This window comes from Dyadobacter alkalitolerans DSM 23607 (genome assembly GCF_000428845.1).
GTDB classification, from domain to species: domain Bacteria; phylum Bacteroidota; class Bacteroidia; order Cytophagales; family Spirosomataceae; genus Dyadobacter; species Dyadobacter alkalitolerans.
Genome location: NZ_AUAS01000001.1, coordinates 431,958 through 452,329 on the forward strand (window position 1 = coordinate 431,958; position 20,372 = coordinate 452,329).

Below are 20,372 nucleotides of genomic sequence, written 5' to 3' on the forward strand. Positions count from 1 at the left end.
CGAAATTTATGAGTCGGTGCGCGAATATGGCGATTCAATTTCTAACCACACCGGACAATGGTCCGAGTGGACGGCGTCATTTATTTGCCGGCTGGAAATGATGCGATCTTTCAAACTATCGGCAACGGAAATGTAGTCGATGCGCCAGCCTTTGTTATTGCCGCGGGCGCCTGCGCGATAGGTCCACCAGGAATATTCGCGCAGTTCCGGATTTTTGAAACGGAATGCGTCGGTGTAGCCGTTACTGAACCATTTGGTCATCCATTCCCGCTCCTCTGGAAGGAAGCCGGACATTTTCTTATTCCTGACCGGATCGTGAATGTCGATTTCGTTATGCGCAATGTTGTAGTCCCCGCAAATGATCAGGTTAGGGCGTTCTTTTCTTAGTTCAGTAACCCAATCAAAGAAGTCGCTCAAAAACTGAATTTTCACACCCTGGCGGATTTCCCCGCTTGTTCCTGAAGGAAAGTAGCAGTTCAAAACAGTGATATCTCCAAAATCCGCACGCAGGATCCGGCCTTCTGCATCATAAGTAGGAATGGCGCAGCCTGCGGAAACCATATCCGGCTGGATTTTGGAAAACATCGCAACTCCGCTATAACCTTTTTTCTCTGCCGCATGCCAGCCAATGAGCTCATAGCCAAGCGATTCCAGGCCAGACAGATCCACCACATCAGGCGTGGCTTTTACTTCCTGGAAACACAAAACGTCAGCGGAAACCGTGCTTAGCCATTCAACCAGACCATTCCGCAATGCGGCACGAATCCCGTTGAGATTGTAAGTAAGTATTTTCATATCAGCTATTTATGAATTTTTCCTTCTGACAAGAAAATGCTTTTCCCTGTAAAGTAGGATTTCCATTTTCCAGGCGCAGCAGGATCTTTTTCCACCATCCAAACTTCAAACAAACCCGCCGGAAGCTTAGTCCGGTATAACGAGTATTGATATTCAGATCCGTAGTAGATCTGGTTTTTCAAAAATTGAGCAGGAGAATTCGGCACGGGAAGCGCGGGTAAAAGCAGGGTGCGGTTTTCGGAAGCCAGAGCAAAATAAACTGGATTTCCACTCCCGTTATCGTTCGCCTGAATACGCAGGAATTTGACCGGAATGTTATTGCCATCATTCAAATAACTGACCTTAACCTCAACTTTTCCCTCATAACGATCCGTTTTTTGTCCGGTTTCAGCAATGAACTGCTGGTGGGATGGAAAGTCTTTATACTGATCGAAATTGAGCAGATTATTGGCATTTAATGTATCGATCAGATTGCTCATTCTCGTGGGATGGTTCCAGAATGGAATGTCCCCGAAATTATCGCCCGTTGTCAGGAAGGTTTTGTGGTTTTTCCAGTAAAAACTGTCGATCACAAGATCCTCGTGGAATCGTCGGATACTGGCAACCGACATATAATAACTCACAAAATTCAGCGCTATGAAGCAAACCAAACCAAGTAATACGGCAATGTGCTTGATGCTTTTGAAATTTTTGACTAAAATCACAACACATATATACACCGTTGCCAGCAACGCAACCCCGAAAATCATGTAACGCCGGGAAAATATATTGCCGCCATACATCACATACGTGTTGATAGGCCTGCTGATCACAAACATTGCGCCCGTTCCCATGGCAAACATCATTGCACCCCACAAAAACCAATCACTCCAGAGCGGTTTTTTATTTAGCAAAAGCCTCAACACCCAAATGCAAAAAACAAGCAACATACCCGCACCCAGTAACACGCACCAGACCATATCGGCGTAAAACGTGTTGATAACCGGATGTATAACGTCCAGGTAAAGCGCATTGCCCCAGAAGGCAAACACAAAAATGAGGTTAAAAATCGGATGCGGCCAAACGGAGCCGGTGTGTGATGGAATAATCTGATAATCAAACAGAAAGTAGAAAAGCACAATGGCCACCGCGATGGCAAGCCAGATAAAAAGCAGCCTGAATCTTCGCTGTAATCCCAAGATCAGCGTGCCAATGATCCAGGTGAGGATGCCGCTTCCGCTTGTGAATGTGGTCAAAAGCGCAGCTGCAATCCCTAAATACCAGCCTTTCTGATCATTCCTTGCAATTCCATAAGCAGAAAGCAATGCGAAAAAGATTAGGGGCGTATTCTGGATTGCGGCTATTCCCCAAACGGCGTTTTCAAAATAAACCAGATTGAAAAGCACGTAAGGAACGGGAATGAAGTAATACCAGGAGATCTGCTCTTTTTTGAATGACAGGAAAAGCAAATAAAAAATGCCCAGCAACGCGAGGTTACCGAGCAGTATTTGAGTTTTGACATTGACCGTACCCGTGAAAAAGTACATGATCAGCATCACAGTCCTTTCAAATGCAAAACGGTGCTGATTGACCTGCTCGAAAAGCACTTCGATCTTGCCTACAAAACCATTAGCAACATGAAAATTATGGATCGTTTCCAGCAGATTGAAGTCATCCGTGTAGGGAATATTCAATGTGTAGGCTTCCAGAATGAGATAAAAATAGACAACCGGTGTAATGATCAGGCCTATTCCCGACCATTTTCGCAATGTAACCTGGCCTCTGTAAAAGCTTATTCCAAACAGAACAAGCAGAATAATGACCAGGCTAAAATACTGAAAGAGATAAGGGTTGTCTACAAGTATTCTCAAAACTGTGTGATTTAAATTTAGCGTGCGAGCATCTTACTCGTAACTTCTTTTTCGAATGTAATGTATCCGGGATAATTGACCTGTTTTCCAGCTACATCCAGTGTTGGGCGGATTTTCACCTGGAATTTTGCTGGCTTTGCGTCGCCTTTGCCGGTCAGCGCCATGATCATGTTCACGAACTCATCGCGCGTTTTGTCATTGGAAAGCAACTGGTAAGCATTTGTATTGAGCCTTACGGGAACTCGTGTAGGGCTGGTTCCTGGCATTACTTCGATCAGCTGGCTCAGGTAGCCGTTGAAGATCTCGTTATTGGTAAGTAACACTTTGTATTCCAACTGGTTGATCGCGGCGCGTTTCTTGGTTGGGTTCGTTATGTCAATGTTCACCCGCAGATCCAGAGGCACATTTTTCCTTAAAAGTCCCATCGCAAGTCCGGGATATTTCGCCAGGTCAAAATCGCTGAAACTGCGGATATTCTTAAATTCCCGAATGTCAATTCCCCCCAGATAAACGCTATCGACCGAGGCAATGTCGTATTTACAATCGCCAAATGTTTTCGCATCGGCAACCTGGCGGCCTACTCCGCAACTGGAAAGCGCACCGGCTACAATCATGAGTACAAGGACCCAAATGTTCTTTTTCATTATCAAAATATTTTTCGCAAGTTAAACAGTAGGTATCAGAACGCATGCACCGCGCAACGATTATTAGTTTGTGACTATATTTTTTGCACGCCTTCACCCAAGCGTTTACATTTGCCTACTTTTAGGAAAATCAAAACTACAAATATGGCGAGCTGGTATTTAGGGAAAATTCGGTATCAAAAAGAGGATGAGGCGGGAAGTCTAAAAACGATCAATGAAGTTTATCTGGTGGACGCCGTTTCGTACACGGAATCCGAAGCCAGGCTTTACAAGCAAATCGTTACCGGTGCCAGCGATTTCAGCGTAATGAGCATTTCACGGATGCGTCTTGCCGATTTGTTTGCTTTCGAGGAAGGGGAACAGTGGTTTAAGGCGAAAGTGATCTATTTTTCAGTAGATGAGAAAAGCGGCAAAGAGAAGAAAATCATCAACCAGATGCTGGTTAATGCAGACGGTATTCAGCAGGCGCTGGACAGAATCAACGAAAGCATGCGCAATTTCCTGATCCCTTACGAGACGACGGACATTGTATTAACGCCGATTCTGGACGTTTTCCCGTACACAGCGGAAGAGGACGAGCAGGAAATCCCGGCCAATATGCGGCCATTATCAGAAGTAAAAGCGGAACGCGCGGAAGCAGAAGCGGTTGCAGAATAAAAACGTTCTCCGTCCCTTTAAAGGGACGGAAATGTTTTTTTCGTTTATTCTGTTTTGAATACCATGTATCCCTTCGTTGAAACCGTTTGCGGATCACGTCCGAAGCTTTTCAGTTTCAAAATCGTGTCTTTGGAATTAATCTCGGCAACAAGCTGATTCGGCTCCAGAAGATGCATATAATCAAACGAAATCGGCATTGCGACCGCGCTTTCTACGAATTCCAATCCATATAGCGGATATACATTAAAAGGCGTTTTGGCCAGCCAAACCGTATCCTTGTTCTCGGAAGTGGCAAAGCTCACATTGTATTCCAGGCTTTCGAAACCGAAATCATCCCTTTTGTTTCCCGTTGCTGCCCAGTAGGTCGAGAAATCTTCTCTCGCCTGCGCTTTTGTGTCCGGCCCTGGCTTCAATGCGCCCACCGCCTCGTTGATCCTCATCTTTTTACCATTCTCATCCGTGCCGCAGAAAATGTATTTCCCATCCGGGAAGCCGATCACAAAATCGAAATCCTTACCGCCTTTTCCAAAGCTGTTTTCTTTCTTGAAACACATCCCGCCGCTCACCGGGTCAATGTAAATGGTGATGGTGCCTTTGGTTTGATCGGCTTTATTTTCGTAATCATACACCAGCGAATGGCTGAAATAATACTGGCCTTTAGCAGGCTGCCACTGCGCAGCACGCTGTTTATCAGCCGGAATTTTCTTCGCAACCTGGGCGAAGACAGGTGCGCCATACGACAGCGCACAGCACATTATAAGTAGGGAAGCAAAAAATCTTTTCATCATCATAAGTTGTAAACGGCGTGCAATCTAGAAAGAGATTGCTAAAAAATCACGCCGGTGAATGTAAATTGCAGCGCATTTAAAATTCCGCATGAACTTTCATTTTGAGAAAAAGACGATTCAGTTGCAAGATGGCCGCCGCGCCTATTTTTCATCGGATTATCATCTTGGCGTCCCTTCCCCGTTGCAGAGTCGCGAGCGCGAAAAGCGCGTAGTAAGCTGGCTGGAATCTATTCAGCACGATGCGCAGGTGATATTTCTGGTGGGTGATATTTTTGATTTTTGGTTTGAATACAAAAAGGCTGTTCCCAAGGGTTTTGTTCGGTTGCTGGGGAAATTGGCGGAGCTTTCCGACAGAGGAATTGAGCTCATTATCTTCACCGGAAATCATGACATGTGGATGTCGGGCTATTTGACAGAGGAAGTTCGCGCTGCTATTTACAGAAATCCTGTCTCGTTTACATTTAATACAAAAGGCGCTTCGAAAACCATGTTAGTAGGCCACGGCGATGGGCTTGGGCCAGGCGACAGCACTTATAAGTTTCTGAAAAAGGTTTTTGAAAACCGTTTTTTCCAAATGATCTTCCGTATTGTTCATCCGGATGTGGGCATGTGGATTGCGATGGAATGGTCTAAAAGAAGCCGCATCGCGAATGTAAATAAGGGCGAAGAGCGCTTTATGGGCGCGGATCATGAATGGTTATTTCAATATTGCAGAGAAGTTGAGCAGACGCTGCATCATGATTTTTACATATTCGGGCACCGGCATCTCGTCCTGGATATGCAGGTCAACGCGCGATCTCGTTACATTAATCTAGGAGAATGGGTTTCGCAGCAGCATTTCGCCACGTTTGACGGCAACAATCTAACATTGAGGAAGTTTGATCCTGCGCTGCTTTAAATACTACTGACCGTTTTTCTTGATATCATTATCAGGCATTGGAGGGATAAAGTCCTGCTTGGTAATGTTCTCGCGGGGAGCCGCGTTCAAGTCTTTTCTCCAATCCTTTTGTTTCAAATCGCCTTTTTTGACGGATTTGATGAAGTTGGCCCAGGCAAATGGGTTCAGGAAGGGAAATGTGGTCGCAAAGCCTTTATTGCCCGATGATTCACGCCCGAAAAGCAACTGGTCCATCGAATAGCGATAATTGGTTTGTGCATTATTAGGCACCTGCGCAGCCATCCTGTTAATGTAGTCCGGGTCTGTGCTTCTTGCCAACGCATCCCTATCCGCCTGATCGGGCAATTTCAAATCGAGGAATGCTTTCTTGAATTCTTCTTCTGTTGAATAGGGATAAATGGTCACGCCGGAAAGCGTTACCACATCTTCCCTTAGCGCCACAATAGCCGAGTAAATGTCTGAATTATAGCTTCTTGGGATAACGTGATATTGTTTTTTGAAACCTACATAACCAAAAACAATGCTATCGCCCGGAAAAACCTTGATCGTGAAAGAACCGTCGCTTCTGGATAATGTTCCCCGTCCCGCATTTACAATGAAAATTGTTGCCCCAGGCAGGATTTCGGTGGTTTTACCACCTACGACCATCCCTGAAAACACAATGGCACTTTGTTCACCCTGCGCATACGAATCCCGGACTCCAGTTACACCTGCAAGTATCAATAAAAATATAAAAAGACTCCGTTTCATTTCCAGATTGTTATTCCAAAATCAATGTTAAACCAAACGCATTTGTAATCGTTGCTAAATTTCTGTTCCTGATTTAAAAACGACTTACCGCCTCACGGATTGCCTGCTCATCCAGACTTACTCGCGCTGCTAGGAAAAAAGCTTTAAAAAAGTGACGATAAACGGAGCCGAAAGAAGCAGACCATCAAACCGATCTAAAAAGCCTCCGTGACCCGGAATACTACTTCCCGAGTCCTTAATGGCAATGCTCCGCTTGAAAAGGGACTCTACCAGATCGCCGTAAGTGCCCACTACCACAATAATGGCCCCGATGCAATACCATTTCCAGGGCTCGAAGGTACGGAAATAATAACCGAGGGCAAAGGCGATAAAGGCCGCGAACACCGCACTTCCCATCGCTCCTTCCCATGATTTCTTGGGAGAAATACGCTCAAAAAGCTTTCTTTTTCCAAAATTCGTCCCTGCAAAATAACCACCGATGTCCGAAGCCCAGAGTAAAAGCAGGCTTCCCAGCACGATTTCATAATTGTAATTCCCGCCGCGCATCGCCATCACAATGATGAGCGCAAAAGGAAGCGCCACGTAAATGATGCCCAGAAACGTAAAACCAATGTTGGTAAAGGGTTTCAGGTCATTCTTTTTATACAGCTTGATAAAGAATATCATCGATAGCAACGGGCTGATTATGAAGTAATTTTCAAATGGCACAATGTCTTGCTCTATCAGATACGCAAGTAACATCATGACTGTGCCACAGAATGTTCCATAATATGTCAGCGGCTGGTTTCCGTCGAGGCCAAGGAGCTTGTAAAATTCCAGTTGGGTAAGCGAGCTGATGGTGCAAAAAAGGAGCAGGAAGGTCAATTCATTGTAAAGGATGCAGCTAATGATCACAAATACACCTGCCAGAGCAGTGATTGTCCTTTGCTGTAAATTATTCAGATTCGTTAAGCGCTCCTTCATTCGTTATTATCATTTGGGCCTGTGAAAGATCACCAGCCGGCACGTGCACTTCATACATTCCGAATACCGGATAATTGCTATCCTTTTTGTCAACGATGACAGCCGCAATTCCGTTTTGCTCTAAAATTTCACGGGCAATATCAGCCCGCATCACTTGCGCGCTCTGATAAGCCTTCACCCAGTTTTCAGCCATATATAATTTAAAATATTGATTTAAAACTCCTTATCCACAAGCAATGGCCCTTTCTGCATCGCACTCGTTTTTCGTATAGAAAACAATATGCCAGCAGAAACCAGCAGCGAAGATAAGATCAGCATCACCGGCATTGACTTTGTTTCCTCCACATCAATGCTTACCACACCAATGTTGTTTAGATACATCATCACAAGCACAAAGCCATTATTGACAAAATGGGCGAGTATAGCCACCCAGATGTTTCCGGTCCAGTAATATAGGTAACCAAACACTGCCCCCAACATCATCCGGGGCAAAAATCCGTAAAACTGGAAATGAATAGCACTGAAAATAGCCGCCGCAACCCAGATCCCCACATGCGGGTTTCCCCAAAGCTTGATCAGCTTGGTCTGGATAACGCCGCGAAAAAGCACTTCCTCCCCTAATGCCGGCAATAAAACCACCACAAACAATGCAACCAGCAACTGGCCGAACTGTGTATACTCCGTCATAAAAGCTGTCATCACCGAAAGCTGGTTCTCTTTCTCCTTCATCCACAATTCCAGCTCCGACAACGCATCCGGCAACTTCATGGCCGCATTCCATTCTATAAACTTACTGTTCACCGGGATAAAAGCCAGAACTAGCAAAAATGCCAGTAACCAGATCCTGAAAGCGGGTTTGGGACGGAAGTCAAATTCAGCGATCGATTTACGATCTATATAAATCCAGAAAACAAGCGAAGGAAGCAGATAGGAAAAGAAATGGACCGTGCCCTGGAGCAACATTAATGCATACCAACCATTGGGAACTTCGCCCGGGTTGCTTAGTAATTGAGTTAATACACCGGTAATGCTGTTGGTATCCACATGCAAATAAAGCGCAAGCACCATAACCGCCAGGATATTGCCCACCGCCATACCAATGAGCACAAAGCCAATGAGGACCAATAAACTGCCTCCTATGCCGGGTACACGGGAAACTAACTGAATAGGGTTACTATTTTGCATAATTGATGTAAATTTACAGTTAATTATGAATTTAAAAATAAGGAATAGGCGTCAGCCTTTGTGAGATGGTAAAAATCGGAAACATAGCGTTAGGTGATTTTCCACTGCTTCTGGCACCGATGGAGGACGTAAGTGATCCTCCTTTCAGGGCGGTTTGCAAGGAAAACGGGGCGGATCTGATGTACACGGAATTCGTATCGTCGGAAGGATTGATCCGCGATGCGGCGAAAAGTGTGCAGAAGCTTGACATATTTGAATATGAACGGCCGGTAGGGATTCAGCTTTTTGGCAGCGACATTGAAACAATGGGTTCATGCGCCGAGATCGCATCCCGCGTAAATCCCGACCTGATCGATATCAATTATGGTTGCCCGGTGAAAAACGTGGCTTGCCGCGGCGCCGGCGCTGCATTGTTGCAGGATATTCCTAAAATGGTCAAGATGACCGATGCGGTGGTGAAATCAACGCATTTGCCGGTAACTGTAAAAACGCGGCTGGGCTGGGACGAGAATACAAAGAATGTCCAGGAAGTTGCGGAACGCTTGCAGGATATCGGCATTCAGGCATTATCCATTCACGGCCGCACGCGCGTACAGATGTACAAAGGCTCGGCAGACTGGACATTGATTTCGATGATTAAGGACAACCCGCGCATTACCATCCCGATTTTCGGGAATGGCGATGTGGATTCTCCGGAAAAGGCTTTGGAATACAAAAACAGGTTCGGCGTGGACGGCATCATGATTGGCCGCGCAACGATTGGCAATCCCTGGATCTTCAACGAGATTAAACATTATATGAAAACGGGCGAAAAGCTGGCTCCGCCTACAATGGAACAGCGCGTTGCCGTTTGCCGCAAACACCTTGAATTTTCCATCCGCTGGAAAGGCCCGGTGGCGGGTGTTTTTGAAATGCGCAGGCATTATACCAGTTATTTCAAAGGACTCGATCATTTCAAACCCTTCCGCATGCGGCTGGTTGAAGGCATGACCTACGAAGAGCTCGACGGGATTTTGCAGGAAGTTGTCCACGAATACAGCGAAGCATTATGCTGAAAATCGCTGTATCCGATGCCCCGGCAACCGAACATGGTGATGACGCGTCAACCGGGCATGTTTTTGAGATCAATAACGAGCAAAACACCCTGTCCATAGGCGGCGAACCGTTTGATGGCGACATTACAGCGCTCGGCAACAACCGTTTTCACGCCATTTGGAAAAACAGATCTTACAACATTGAAGTCCTCGAACACAATGTTGCAGAGAAAACGTTTCACCTGCTCATCAACGGCCAGCACATTCATACCAAAGCAAAGGATGAGCTGGACCTGCTCCTGGAAGGAATGGGATTGCAAAACGCCAGCAGCGCCAAGATCAATAATGTAAAAGCGCCCATGCCCGGGCTCATCCAGTCCGTTGCAGTTGCCCAAGGCGATACGATCCAAAAGGGCGACACATTACTCGTGCTGGTGGCCATGAAGATGGAAAACACGATCAAATCTTCCGGAAACGGAGTCGTGAAGACATTGAAGGTTGCGGCTGGTGAAATTGTTGAAAAAAACCAGGTATTGCTCGAGTTTCAATAAATTACTTGTTAATCTTAACTTCCTACGCTTATTTTTACGGTCGAAAACACCTATCTCACAATCATGCCCGAACCAAAATATAAACGTTTACTACTGAAATTGAGCGGAGAAGCACTTAATGGCGGCGACAAAGGCCAGGTTATCGACTTCAATATTCTTGACAACTACGCTCGGGAAATCAAGAGAATTGCCGAAGTAGGTGTTCAGATTGCCATCGTGATCGGAGGAGGAAATATTTTCCGCGGCGCATCCGTCGAAAAATCGGGCATCGACAGAGTGCAGGGCGACCATATGGGCATGCTGGCCACCGTAATTAATGGTATGGCCATTCAGAGTTCACTTGAAAAACATGGAGTAAACACGCGTTTAATGTCTGCGATCAAAATGGAGCAGGTTTGCGAACCTTTGATCCGCCGCCGCGCGATCCGTCACTTGGAAAAAGGACGTGTTGTTATTTTTGGCGCCGGAACGGGTAACCCCTATTTCACCACAGACACAACAGCCGGACTTCGTGCCATCGAATCGGAATCCGAAGTGGTTTTGAAAGGAACACGTGTAGACGGTGTTTACACAGCCGATCCTGAAAAAGACCCGCTTGCTACGAAATACACCCAACTTACCTTCGACGAAGCATTATCCAAAAACCTGAAAATCATGGATTTGACGGCATTTACGCTTTGCAAGGAAAACAATGTTCCGATCATCGTTTTTGATATGAACAAGCCTGGTAACCTGTACGATCTGGTGATGGGCGAAGAAGTGGGAACATTGATATCTAACTAGCAGTAATACAATATATTATTACAAAATAATGGAAGAAATAGAATTATATCTGGATGACGCTAAGGACACCATGGAAGGCGCCATCAAGCACCTGATCATTGAACTAGGTAAAATACGCGCCGGAAAAGCATCTCCTCAAATGCTGGAAGGCCTTCAGATCGATTATTACGGTTCCATGACGCCATTGCAGAATGTGGCAACGATCAACACTCCCGACGCCAGGACGATCGCAATCAGGCCGTTTGAGAGAAAGATCATTAACGACATTGAAAAAGCGATCCGTAACGGAAACCTGGGCTTCGCGCCTTCGAATGATGGAGAAATGATCCGTATTTCGGTTCCGCCATTGAACGAGGAACGCAGAAGAGAACTGGTGAAGCGTGCGAAAAACGAGATTGAGACGGCGAAGATCAACATTCGTAACATTCGCCAGGATGCAAACAATTCATTGCGCAAGCTGACGAAAGAAGGTGTTGCAGAGGATTTGGTGAAGCTAAGCGAAGACCGCGTTCAGAAACTGACCGATGGCTTTATTACCAAGGTGGAGCAGATTTTCAATGCGAAAGAAAAAGAGATTATGGAAGTGTAGTGATTTTATATTAATAGCCTACCAACAAAAAATCCCGCTTCCGCGGGATTTTTTGTTTACTATCATTCTAAAGTATCTCTTATTTTGAGGCGCTGAAACTTTCAAATCCTCTGTGGTTAGATTCTTCGTAAAGTCTCTCCTTAGGCAGGTTGCGGAAATAATCGTAAGTGATACGCAAACCTTCTTCACGGGTAACTTTTGGCTCCCAGCCAAGGATTTCTCTTGCCAGTGTAATGTCCGGCTGACGCTGTTTCGGATCATCCTGTGGCAAGGGTTGATAAATCACTTTCTGATCCGTTCCGGTCAGCTTTATAATTTCCTCAGCAAACTCTCCGATCGTAATCTCAGCAGGGTTACCAATGTTAACAGGCAACGAATAATCGCTCATTAGCAATCGATAAATGCCTTCCACAAGGTCATCTACGTAGCAGAATGCACGTGTTTGCGTTCCGTCACCGAACACCGTGATGTCCTCACCTCTCAATGCTTGTCCGATGAATGCCGGCAATACGCGTCCGTCGTTGAGGCGCATTCTTGGTCCGTAAGTGTTAAAGATCCTTACAATGCGCGTTTCCAGCTCGTGATAACGGTGGTAAGCCATCGTGATCGCTTCCTGGTAACGTTTTGCTTCGTCATAGCAGCCGCGTGGCCCGATCGGGTTTACGTGGCCCCAGTAATCTTCTGTTTGCGGATGAACCAATGGATCACCGTACACTTCGGATGTGGAAGCAATGATAAAACGTGCTTTTTTAACCCGGGCAAGGCCAAGCAGGTTATGTGTTCCCATCGCACCTACTTTCAAGGTTTGGATAGGGATTTTTAAATAGTCAATAGGACTGGCAGGCGATGCGAAGTGCATGATGTAATCCAGCTCACCCGGCACGTGTACGAATTTCGTAACATCGTGATGGTTGAACTCAAAGTTCGGATTAGGCATCAAATGCTCAATATTGCGCATATCCCCTGTGATCAGGTTATCCATCCCGATCACGTACATGCCTTCTTTCAGGAAGCGCTCGCAAAGGTGTGAGCCCAGGAAACCCGCCGCTCCGGTTATTAATACACGTTTCATTTAAAATGAGATAGGTTTAATGTTGAAATTTGACTTCCTCAGGCCGGAACGACTTTTTCGCGTCCAATGCTGAAATAAGTGTAACCCATTTCGCGCATTGTTTCCAGTTCATAGAGGTTTCTTCCGTCAAAAACTACTTTATTTTTAAGCAGCTTACTCATTTTTTCAAACTCAGGTGTACGGAACTGCGGCCATTCTGTGAAGATCATTAGCGCATCTGCATCATCCAGGGCTGCATATGGTGTATGGCAGAAGGTTACTTTATCGCCAAGTATGTTTTTAACGTTCGTCATCGCTTCTGGATCGTAAACGGTCACTCTCGCGCCGCCTGCCAGCAATGCCTGAATGTTTTCTAAAGCCGGTGCTTCGCGGATATCGTCTGTATAAGGCTTAAATGCAAGTCCCCACACAGCGATTGTTTTATCTTTCAGACTTCCTCCGAAATAGTTGTCAACCATTGGCAACAGCTTTTTCTTCTGGTCATCATTCACATCCATTACTGATTGCAGGATGCGGAAATCGTAGTTGTAATCTTTTGATGTTTTGGCAAGTGCCTGCACGTCTTTCGGGAAGCAGCTTCCGCCGTAACCAATTCCGGCAAAAAGAAAACGCTTTCCGATACGGCTGTCTGTTCCGATACCACGACGGATATCGTCCACATTAGCACCTACTTTTTCGCAAAGATTTGCGATCTCGTTCATGAAAGTGATTTTCATGGCCAGGAATGAGTTGGCGGCATATTTTGTCATTTCAGCAGAACGCTCGTCCATGAAAATAACAGGGTTACCCTGACGAACCAATGGAGCGTATAATTTCTCCATTACTTTCTTCGCTTTTTCAGAGGAGGTTCCAACCACAACGCGGTCTGGCTTCATAAAATCCTCAACAGCAACACCTTCACGCAGGAACTCGGGGTTAGAAACCACATCGAATTCAACTGTTGCATTGGCTGCGATGGCTGCATGTACTTTTTCAGCAGTTCCCACAGGAACAGTGCTTTTATCAATTATTACCGCGTATTGTTCCATAATATGTCCCAGATCGTCGGCAACTTTCAGGATATATTTCAAGTCGGCAGAACCATCTTCACCCGGAGGCGTTGGAAGTGCAAGAAAAATAACCTCTGCATCCTTAATTCCTTCTGCGAGATTGGTTGTGAACAACAAACGACCTTCCGCAACATTGCGATCAAAAAGCACGTCAAGACCCGGCTCATAAATGGGAATTTCGCCCTTCTGCAAACGTTCAACTTTTCTGACATCAATGTCAACGCAGGTTACCTGGTTGCCCGTCTCGGCGAAGCATGTTCCCGTAACCAAACCTACGTACCCTGTTCCTACAACTGCGATTTTCATAAAATGTGATAATTATTATATAGCTGTTTTGAGACTTATTAATTAACGTTAAATATTTGTACTTAACCAAGACGGCTAACTTTTGAGGTATGCAAAAGTAACTTTTTTTAAATGAATCCTCACCTCCTCTTGTAGGATTTGTTCGTTTACGGATGGTGATTTTTATACAAATCTTGCTAACATTGAATAACATAATATAATCATCAGCAAATATGGACTTAATAAAAGAGGATTCAGTTGAAAGCCAGCGGGAACAAACCTGCGACCTGATCCGTGAGACAGTCAAAGACTTTACAGCAATCCATATAAAGCCTTATATCAGAGAGTGGGACGAAGCACAGCAATTCCCTAAAACATTGTTTAACAGCCTGGGCGAATTGGGCCTGATGGGCATGCTGGTGCCGGAGCAGTACGGCGGATCCGGATTAGGATATAAAGAATATGTGACGGCGATCATTGAGCTTTCCAAAACAGATCCTTCGGTAGGATTATCCATGGCTGCGCACAACTCGCTTTGCACAAATCATATATTAATGTTCGGCAGCGAGGAGCAAAAACAAACCTATCTTCCCAAACTGGCATCCGGCCGGAACGTAGGCGCTTGGGGACTTACGGAACCTAACACAGGCTCGGACGCGGGCAATATGCAGACCGTGGCTGTGCGTGACGGCGACGACTGGATCATCAACGGCTCCAAGAATTTCATCACCAACGGGAAATCGGGAGACGTGGCCGTGATCGTTACCAGAACCGGTGAGCCCGGCGACAAGCACGGCGCCACAGCATTCATCATTGAGCAGGGCACACCGGGGTTCACATCCGGTCGCAAAGAGGACAAGCTCGGTATGCGCGCATCCGAAACCGTAGAGCTTATTTTCCAGGATTGCCGCGTTTCCGACCGTCAGCGGCTGGGCGATGTAGGCGATGGTTTTATTCAATCATTAAAAGTCCTGGACGGTGGCCGGATCTCCATTGCTGCGTTGGGCGTAGGCACTGCATTGGGTGCCTATGAAGCCGCGCTGGCTTATTCCAAAGAACGGAAGCAATTCGGCAAAGCGATCTGTGATTTTCAAGCGATTGCCTTCAAGCTGGCCGACATGTATACCGACGTTCAGGCATCCACATTGCTTACTTTTCATGCTGCAGCATTGAAGGATGCCGGACAAAAAGTGGCGCTGGCGAGCTCAGTTGCTAAATATCACTCTTCCGAAACAGCAGTAAGGGTCGCAAACGAAGCCGTTCAGATCTTTGGCGGATACGGATTCGTGAAGGATTATCCAGCCGAAAAGTTCTACCGCGACAGCAAGCTTTGCACCATTGGCGAGGGCACAAGTGAAATTCAAAAAATGGTTATATCAAAAGAAATATTGAAATAGTAATACAGCCGTAACCATCCATCCCCATCTTAAGCCGACGAGCAAGTTTCCGTAATACTGATGCATGAAGCAGTAGGAAGGAAGTCATGTTATGGCTATTTTCGCAATAGACCATAACCTGACTTGATATGACCACTCCACTTATCGTGTTGCTTGTCCTCGTAGTGTTCACGATCCTGATGACCGTGAAAGTGATCCCGCAGCAAACCGCTTACATTATGGAGCGGCTGGGTAAATTCTACGCCGTCCTGCAACCCGGCATCAACTTCATCATCCCCTTTTTCGACCGCATTGCCTATAAATACACTCTTAAGGAAACCGCCATCGACATTCCCGAACAGATCTGCATCACGCGCGATAACGTTCAGGTGCGTATGGACGGTGTCATTTTCATTCAGGTGATTGATCCTAAAAAAGCTGCATACGGCATTGCAGATTATACATTTGCCGTGATCCAGCTCGCGCAAACAACCATGCGTAGTGAAATTGGAAAACTTGATCTGGACAAAACATTTGAAGAAAGGATGACCATTAACCGCGCCGTCGTGGAATCCATTGACGAGGCGGCTACAGGCTGGGGTGTGAAAGTTTTACGTTACGAGATCAAGAATATCACGCCGCCCCAGAGCGTTTTGATTGCTATGGAAAAACAAATGCAGGCAGAAAGGGAAAGAAGGGCTGTTATTTTGCAGTCCGACGGTGAGAAGCAGGCGGCGATCAATGTTGCCGAAGGTCAGAAACAAAAAGTGGTTTTGGAATCGGAGGGTCTCAGATTGAGACAGATTAATGAGGCGGAAGGGGAAGCAGCGGCGTTGCGCTCGGTGGCGGAAGCCACTGCCGAGAGCATTAAGCTGGTGGCCCAGGCCATTCAAATGGAAGGTGGCGTGGAGGCGGTGCAGCTCAAAGTGGCAGAAAATTATGTGGAACAATTTGGGAAACTGGCCAAAGCAGGCAATACGCTTATTCTGCCCGCCAACCTGGCAGATATGGGATCATTGATCGCCACCGCGCTTACTGTTGTTAAATCAGAACAAAAGAAATAGTATGGATTTGTCTTTGCCGCAAATATGGCTCATCGTCGGACTGATCATGCTAATTGCAGAACTGGTCAGTGTTTTACTTGTTTTCGTGTTTTTCGCGATCGGTGCATTGTTCACCTCCCTGCTGGCCGCCATAGGCCTGCTCGGCAGCACTGAAAGTCAGATCATTGCTTTCTCTGTTATTTCGCTGGTCTCGATGCTTGTATTACGCAAGCATGCGCGCCGGTTGCTGGACCGCAAAGGCGCGGCGGAATACAATGAATTTGTAGGTGAAACTGCCATGGTCATCAAAGACATTCCGGCCCAGGGAGAAGGCAAAATTTATTACCGTGGCGCGGAATGGAAAGCCAATTCAGAAAACCACACCTCCATCACAGCCGGAAGTAAAGTGGTGATTAAAAAAGCAGACGGAATTCTGCTCATTGTCGAAGAATCCTGAATAAGGTCAAACAGAAACATTAACAAAAAGAGGTTGCATATCAAGGATCATCTCCCCTATGCAGCCTCTTTTTATGCAACAACTTACTTCTTAATCGCCTCTTCCACCGGATTTCCGATGTTTCCGCTGGCTGGCAAAATGTGCAGCAATGCAGAAATAGTAGGCGCAATATCCGAAACCGAAGTCCGGCGCAACGTTTCTCCTTTATTTATCCCCCAACCAAACATAACGAAAGGCACCTGCGTGTCGTAATTGTAGGGTGTTCCATGGGAAGTTCCCGTTGGCGTTCCGTAAAACCATCCCGGCTCGGCAAGGATCTGAATGTCGCCGCTACGCTTTGCATTCACATTGTTTTTGTAAAGTTCAAGCTGATAGGTGTTCAAAGGCGCTTTTCCCATGTCCGTCAGGTTCAAAACGTCGGCTACGCCAGGGACTTTGAGCAATGCTTCCCGGATCACTTCTGTCGCCATAGCAACGGTTATTTTATTTTTTTGCAAAAGGGCGTGATCGAAATACAGCTGGTTATTTTCTCTGCTCAGAACGTATTTTTCTTTACCAAATGCGTCATCCAATGCTTTATCGACGGTCGCATTTACAACCCTGCGTTCGACCAGCCCGGCAGGAAGCTTATGCGCCGCTGCAAATCCCGGAACGTCCACAACGCCGTGATCGGCTGTCAGGAAAACGGTGTAGTCGCCTTTGCCCACCCAGCTGTCCAGGAAGCCGAAAAGCTCAGCGAATTCGCGATCCAGGCGCAGGAAATCGTCTTGCTGTTCTATGGAATTAGGCCCTACCCGATGCCCGATCTTGTCTGTCGACGAAAAGCTGATGGCCAGGAAATCCGTATCCTTTCCTTTTCCCAGATTTTCTCCCTTAATCGCCTCAATGGCCATTTCTTTGGTAATCGTGTTGCCCCAGGGCGTATCCGTGACCACACCAAATGCATCGCCAGCTAAACCAGCCAGATCATAAGGAAAGACAGGCCTTTTGGCGCCGGGCAATTTACCTTCCCAATCCACATCGTCTGGCGAGCTTTGTCCGTAATTATCCGCAGAAAGCAGCAATTGCCAGCCTTTTTGCAGATAAGCCGAAGGCATTTTTTTGCCATTATAATCCTTTACCCACTGTGGCAGATCATCCATATAATAGGTGCTCGTCACCCAGTTTCCTGTTTTGGAATCAAACCAATAGGAACCATTCGCAGTGTGCCCGCCCGGTAAAATAGATCCCCTGTCTTTAATCGCTATAGCGATCGTTTTATTACGAAAGTTGGTGGCAATCCTTAACTGATCCGAAACTGTGCTGGTCAGCAAATTTTTGGGAGACATTTTGCCAACTGTCGGGTTGTTGCTTCCTACCGTTTTCACCGTGCTGTCTTCCACACAATAAACGCTTTGCCTGGTAATGGGATCAAACCATTCATTGCCGACAATGCCGTTAATCGCTGGCACCGAGCCCGTATAGGCGGATGCGTGACCGGCAGCGGTCACAGTTAATGCATAACTGTAATGATTATTCCGGCAGTTGAAACCCTCATTCATCATTCTTTTAAAACCACCTTCCTGATATTGATCGTAATAGCGATACAAATAATCGTAACGCATCTGATCCACAACAATACCGACTACAAGCTTGGGACGGGCAAGGGGCGATGATTTCGGGGAGGACGCTTTCTTAGAAGTCTGGGCGAATGCAGATACGGAAAGCAGTATCAGCAGCGCTTTTAAGCATATTTTTCTCACGGTTCAGGAATATTTATTAAACAAAAAACCCTTGCGGCCAACGAAGCCAGCAAGGGACTAAAATTACTTTTTCAATGCTTCTTCCACGGGGTTACCCACATTTCCGCTTGGTGGCAGAATGTCCAGCAATGCAGAAATTGTTGGCGCGATGTCAGCAATGGTGGTCCGGCGCAATGTTTCACCTTTATTCACACCCCAACCGTAAAGCAGGAACGGCACGTGCGTATCATAATTATAGGGCGTTCCATGATCCGTTCCCGTTGCATATGAAGACGCGAACCAGCCCGGCTGCACAATCACCTGAATTTCTCCCGTGCGCTTCGCGTGAATGTTGTTTTTATACATTTCCAGTTGATATGTATTCAAGGGAGCACGGTTAATGTCGGTCAGGTTCAAGACATCGGCAACGCCTTCCATGGGCAGCAATGCGGTGCGCACAACCTGGTAAGCGTCGGCAATGCTCACTTTCTTTTCCTTCAAAAGCGCCTTGTTCAGATAAAGCTGATAATTTTCAAAAGCTGAAATGTAGTCGCCTTCACCATAGGCGTCATTCAATGATTTCACAACAGCACGCGTCAATGCGGTCGCACTCATTAAGCCAGCGGGCAGCTTGTTTTCTTTCCAGAATGCAGGCACGTCCATCGCGCCATGATCCGCTGTCAGGAAAACCGTGTAATTACCCTTTCCAGTCCACGTATCCAGGAAATTGAACAGATCGGCGAACTCCATATCCAGTTTCAGATAATTATCTTCCTGCTCAACGGAATTGGGCCCGAATGCATGGCCGATCCGGTCTGGCGTTGAAAAGCTTACGGCCAGAAAGTCGGTATCCGCTCCCTTACCCAGATTTTCACCCTTAATAGCCGCAATCGCCATATCCTTGGTCATGGTGTTGCCCCACGGAGAAGTGGTGATCACTGTGTAAGCATCACCGGCAGTTCCGATAAGCTCATGCGGGAAAATGGATTTTTGCTCGCCGGAAATTTTACCTTCCCAAACCACATCATCCGCTGTGCTCTGCGTGTATTCTTCAACGGGCAACAACAACTTCCAGCCCGCTTTGGAATATTCCGAAGGCATTTTACGGTTGTTGTAAGCAGTTACCCAGTCCGGCAGATTGTCGCGGTAATAAGTGCTTGTTACGAAATTTCCTGTTTTTGAATCAAACCAGTAAGCGCCTGATGCCGCGTGTCCGGCCGGTAAAATTGAAGCGCGATCCTTAATCGCTACACCAATTGTTTTTGAACGAAAATTGGTTGCAATCCGCAACTGGTCCGTTACGGTGCTGGTGAGCAGGTTACGCGGCGACATTTTGCCCACTGCCCCATTGTTGCTTCCTACGGTTGCTACCGTGCTGTCATCTGTGCAGTAGACGGTTTTGGCGGCTTGCGCATCGTACCAGTCGTTCCCAACAATGCCGTTAATGGCGGGCAGCGAACCTGTGTAAACAGCCGAATGTCCTGCGGCAGTGACGGTTAGTGCATAATGATAATGGTTGTTCCGGCAATTGAACCCCTCATTCATCAATCTCTTCAAACCGCCTTCTTTGTATTTGTCGTAATAGCGATACAGATAATCATAGCGCATCTGATCCACCACAATGCCCACAACCAGCTTCGGGCGGGCAAGTTTGCCAGGGTTAGCCGTGGCAGGTTTTGTTTTGAATTGACTAAAAACGGAGGGGCTGATGATGAGTCCTGCAATCAGTAATCTTAATGTCAGGTTTTTTATCAATTTCATTGGAGACGCATTGTAGCGATAAAGGTTTCCTTATATACTGGGCAAAGATAAAGATGTACTGCTTTAAAAGCAGAAACCGGCAGCAATTTGCCGCCGGTTTAATTCTCCCTTAATATAAAAG

21 protein-coding genes are annotated in these 20,372 nt (G+C 46.4%); 9 read left to right on the forward strand and 12 right to left on the reverse strand.

Annotated features, from left to right (window positions below):
- Positions 1-6: 6 nt before the first annotated feature.
- From G395_RS0101950 to G395_RS0101960, 3 genes are read right to left on the reverse strand one after another with little or no spacing between them, the layout of a single operon-like run.
- Positions 7-795, reverse strand: a complete 789-nt coding sequence (locus G395_RS0101950) for an exodeoxyribonuclease III (RefSeq protein ID WP_026628519.1) — start codon at positions 793-795, stop codon at positions 7-9.
- A 5-nt stretch (positions 796-800) separates the two neighbouring features.
- Positions 801-2,645 (reverse strand): glycosyltransferase family protein, encoded by a 1,845-nt coding sequence (locus G395_RS0101955; RefSeq protein ID WP_026628520.1) that lies wholly within the window; start codon positions 2,643-2,645, stop codon positions 801-803.
- Positions 2,646-2,662: 17 nt separating this feature from the next.
- The gene (locus G395_RS0101960) at positions 2,663-3,289 is read right to left on the reverse strand and encodes a hypothetical protein (protein WP_026628521.1); all 627 of its coding nucleotides are present in this window, start codon (positions 3,287-3,289) and stop codon (positions 2,663-2,665) included.
- 144 nt (positions 3,290-3,433) lie between these two features.
- On the opposite strand from G395_RS0101960, the gene G395_RS0101965 reads away from it, so the two are divergent.
- Positions 3,434-3,946, forward strand: coding sequence for a DUF4494 domain-containing protein (locus G395_RS0101965; RefSeq protein ID WP_026628522.1), 513 nt, complete (start codon positions 3,434-3,436; stop codon positions 3,944-3,946).
- Positions 3,947-3,990: 44 nt separating this feature from the next.
- Here G395_RS0101965 and G395_RS0101970 read toward each other — a convergent pair whose 3' ends face one another.
- Entirely contained in the window at positions 3,991-4,737 is a 747-nt protein-coding gene (locus G395_RS0101970) for a hypothetical protein (protein ID WP_229203912.1), read from the reverse strand.
- Positions 4,738-4,822: 85 nt separating this feature from the next.
- On the opposite strand from G395_RS0101970, the gene G395_RS0101975 reads away from it, so the two are divergent.
- A complete protein-coding gene (locus tag G395_RS0101975) occupies positions 4,823-5,632 on the forward strand; it encodes a UDP-2,3-diacylglucosamine diphosphatase (protein ID WP_026628524.1) in 810 nt (269 codons plus the stop codon).
- Positions 5,633-5,635: 3 nt separating this feature from the next.
- On the opposite strand, the gene G395_RS0101980 is transcribed toward G395_RS0101975, so the two are convergent.
- The 4 genes from G395_RS0101980 to G395_RS0101995 all read right to left on the reverse strand — a co-directional run bounded on the left by G395_RS0101980 (position 5,636) and on the right by G395_RS0101995 (position 8,530).
- Entirely contained in the window at positions 5,636-6,382 is a 747-nt protein-coding gene (locus tag G395_RS0101980) for a carboxypeptidase-like regulatory domain-containing protein (protein ID WP_026628525.1), read from the reverse strand.
- A 129-nt stretch (positions 6,383-6,511) separates the two neighbouring features.
- The gene (locus tag G395_RS0101985) at positions 6,512-7,345 is read right to left on the reverse strand and encodes a phosphatidate cytidylyltransferase (RefSeq protein ID WP_026628526.1); all 834 of its coding nucleotides are present in this window, start codon (positions 7,343-7,345) and stop codon (positions 6,512-6,514) included.
- A complete protein-coding gene (locus G395_RS0101990; protein ID WP_026628527.1) occupies positions 7,317-7,538 on the reverse strand; it encodes a putative signal transducing protein in 222 nt (73 codons plus the stop codon). The genes G395_RS0101985 and G395_RS0101990 overlap by 29 nt, the downstream gene beginning before the upstream one ends.
- Positions 7,539-7,558: 20 nt before the next feature.
- Positions 7,559-8,530 carry a CPBP family intramembrane glutamic endopeptidase gene (locus G395_RS0101995; protein ID WP_035360212.1) on the reverse strand — a complete coding sequence of 324 codons (972 nt, stop codon included), beginning with the start codon at positions 8,528-8,530 and terminating at the stop codon, positions 7,559-7,561.
- A gap of 65 nt (positions 8,531-8,595) precedes the next feature.
- On the opposite strand from G395_RS0101995, the gene dusB reads away from it, so the two are divergent.
- From dusB to frr, 4 genes are all read left to right on the forward strand, one after another.
- Positions 8,596-9,585: a tRNA dihydrouridine synthase DusB gene (gene dusB / locus G395_RS0102000; RefSeq protein WP_026628529.1), complete on the forward strand. Its 990-nt coding sequence runs from the start codon at positions 8,596-8,598 to the stop codon at positions 9,583-9,585.
- Positions 9,579-10,115, forward strand: coding sequence for a biotin/lipoyl-containing protein (locus G395_RS0102005; RefSeq protein WP_026628530.1), 537 nt, complete (start codon positions 9,579-9,581; stop codon positions 10,113-10,115). Before dusB ends, G395_RS0102005 begins: the two co-directional genes overlap by 7 nt.
- A gap of 63 nt (positions 10,116-10,178) precedes the next feature.
- On the forward strand, positions 10,179-10,898 hold the full coding sequence (gene pyrH / locus G395_RS0102010; RefSeq protein ID WP_026628531.1) for a UMP kinase: 720 nt from the start codon (positions 10,179-10,181) through the stop codon (positions 10,896-10,898).
- A gap of 28 nt (positions 10,899-10,926) precedes the next feature.
- On the forward strand, positions 10,927-11,487 hold the full coding sequence (gene frr / locus G395_RS0102015; RefSeq protein WP_026628532.1) for a ribosome recycling factor: 561 nt from the start codon (positions 10,927-10,929) through the stop codon (positions 11,485-11,487).
- A 79-nt stretch (positions 11,488-11,566) separates the two neighbouring features.
- On the opposite strand, the gene G395_RS0102020 is transcribed toward frr, so the two are convergent.
- Positions 11,567-12,559: a UDP-glucuronic acid decarboxylase family protein gene (locus G395_RS0102020; RefSeq protein ID WP_026628533.1), complete on the reverse strand. Its 993-nt coding sequence runs from the start codon at positions 12,557-12,559 to the stop codon at positions 11,567-11,569.
- A gap of 38 nt (positions 12,560-12,597) precedes the next feature.
- Positions 12,598-13,914, reverse strand: a complete 1,317-nt coding sequence (locus G395_RS0102025; protein ID WP_026628534.1) for a UDP-glucose dehydrogenase family protein — start codon at positions 13,912-13,914, stop codon at positions 12,598-12,600.
- 212 nt (positions 13,915-14,126) lie between these two features.
- Here G395_RS0102025 and G395_RS0102030 point away from each other — a divergent pair, with 212 nt between their 5' ends.
- The 3 genes from G395_RS0102030 to G395_RS0102040 all read left to right on the forward strand — a co-directional run bounded on the left by G395_RS0102030 (position 14,127) and on the right by G395_RS0102040 (position 16,769).
- Positions 14,127-15,290 (forward strand): acyl-CoA dehydrogenase family protein, encoded by a 1,164-nt coding sequence (locus tag G395_RS0102030; RefSeq protein WP_026628535.1) that lies wholly within the window; start codon positions 14,127-14,129, stop codon positions 15,288-15,290.
- 128 nt (positions 15,291-15,418) lie between these two features.
- Entirely contained in the window at positions 15,419-16,333 is a 915-nt protein-coding gene (locus tag G395_RS0102035) for an SPFH domain-containing protein (RefSeq protein ID WP_026628536.1), read from the forward strand.
- 1 nt (position 16,334) lies between these two features.
- Positions 16,335-16,769, forward strand: coding sequence for an NfeD family protein (locus tag G395_RS0102040; protein WP_026628537.1), 435 nt, complete (start codon positions 16,335-16,337; stop codon positions 16,767-16,769).
- A gap of 83 nt (positions 16,770-16,852) precedes the next feature.
- Here G395_RS0102040 and pafA (G395_RS0102045) read toward each other — a convergent pair whose 3' ends face one another.
- Positions 16,853-18,511 carry an alkaline phosphatase PafA gene (gene pafA, locus G395_RS0102045; RefSeq protein ID WP_026628538.1) on the reverse strand — a complete coding sequence of 553 codons (1,659 nt, stop codon included), beginning with the start codon at positions 18,509-18,511 and terminating at the stop codon, positions 16,853-16,855.
- A 63-nt stretch (positions 18,512-18,574) separates the two neighbouring features.
- The gene (gene pafA, locus G395_RS0102050) at positions 18,575-20,251 is read right to left on the reverse strand and encodes an alkaline phosphatase PafA (RefSeq protein WP_026628539.1); all 1,677 of its coding nucleotides are present in this window, start codon (positions 20,249-20,251) and stop codon (positions 18,575-18,577) included.
- Positions 20,252-20,372 lie beyond the last annotated feature (121 nt).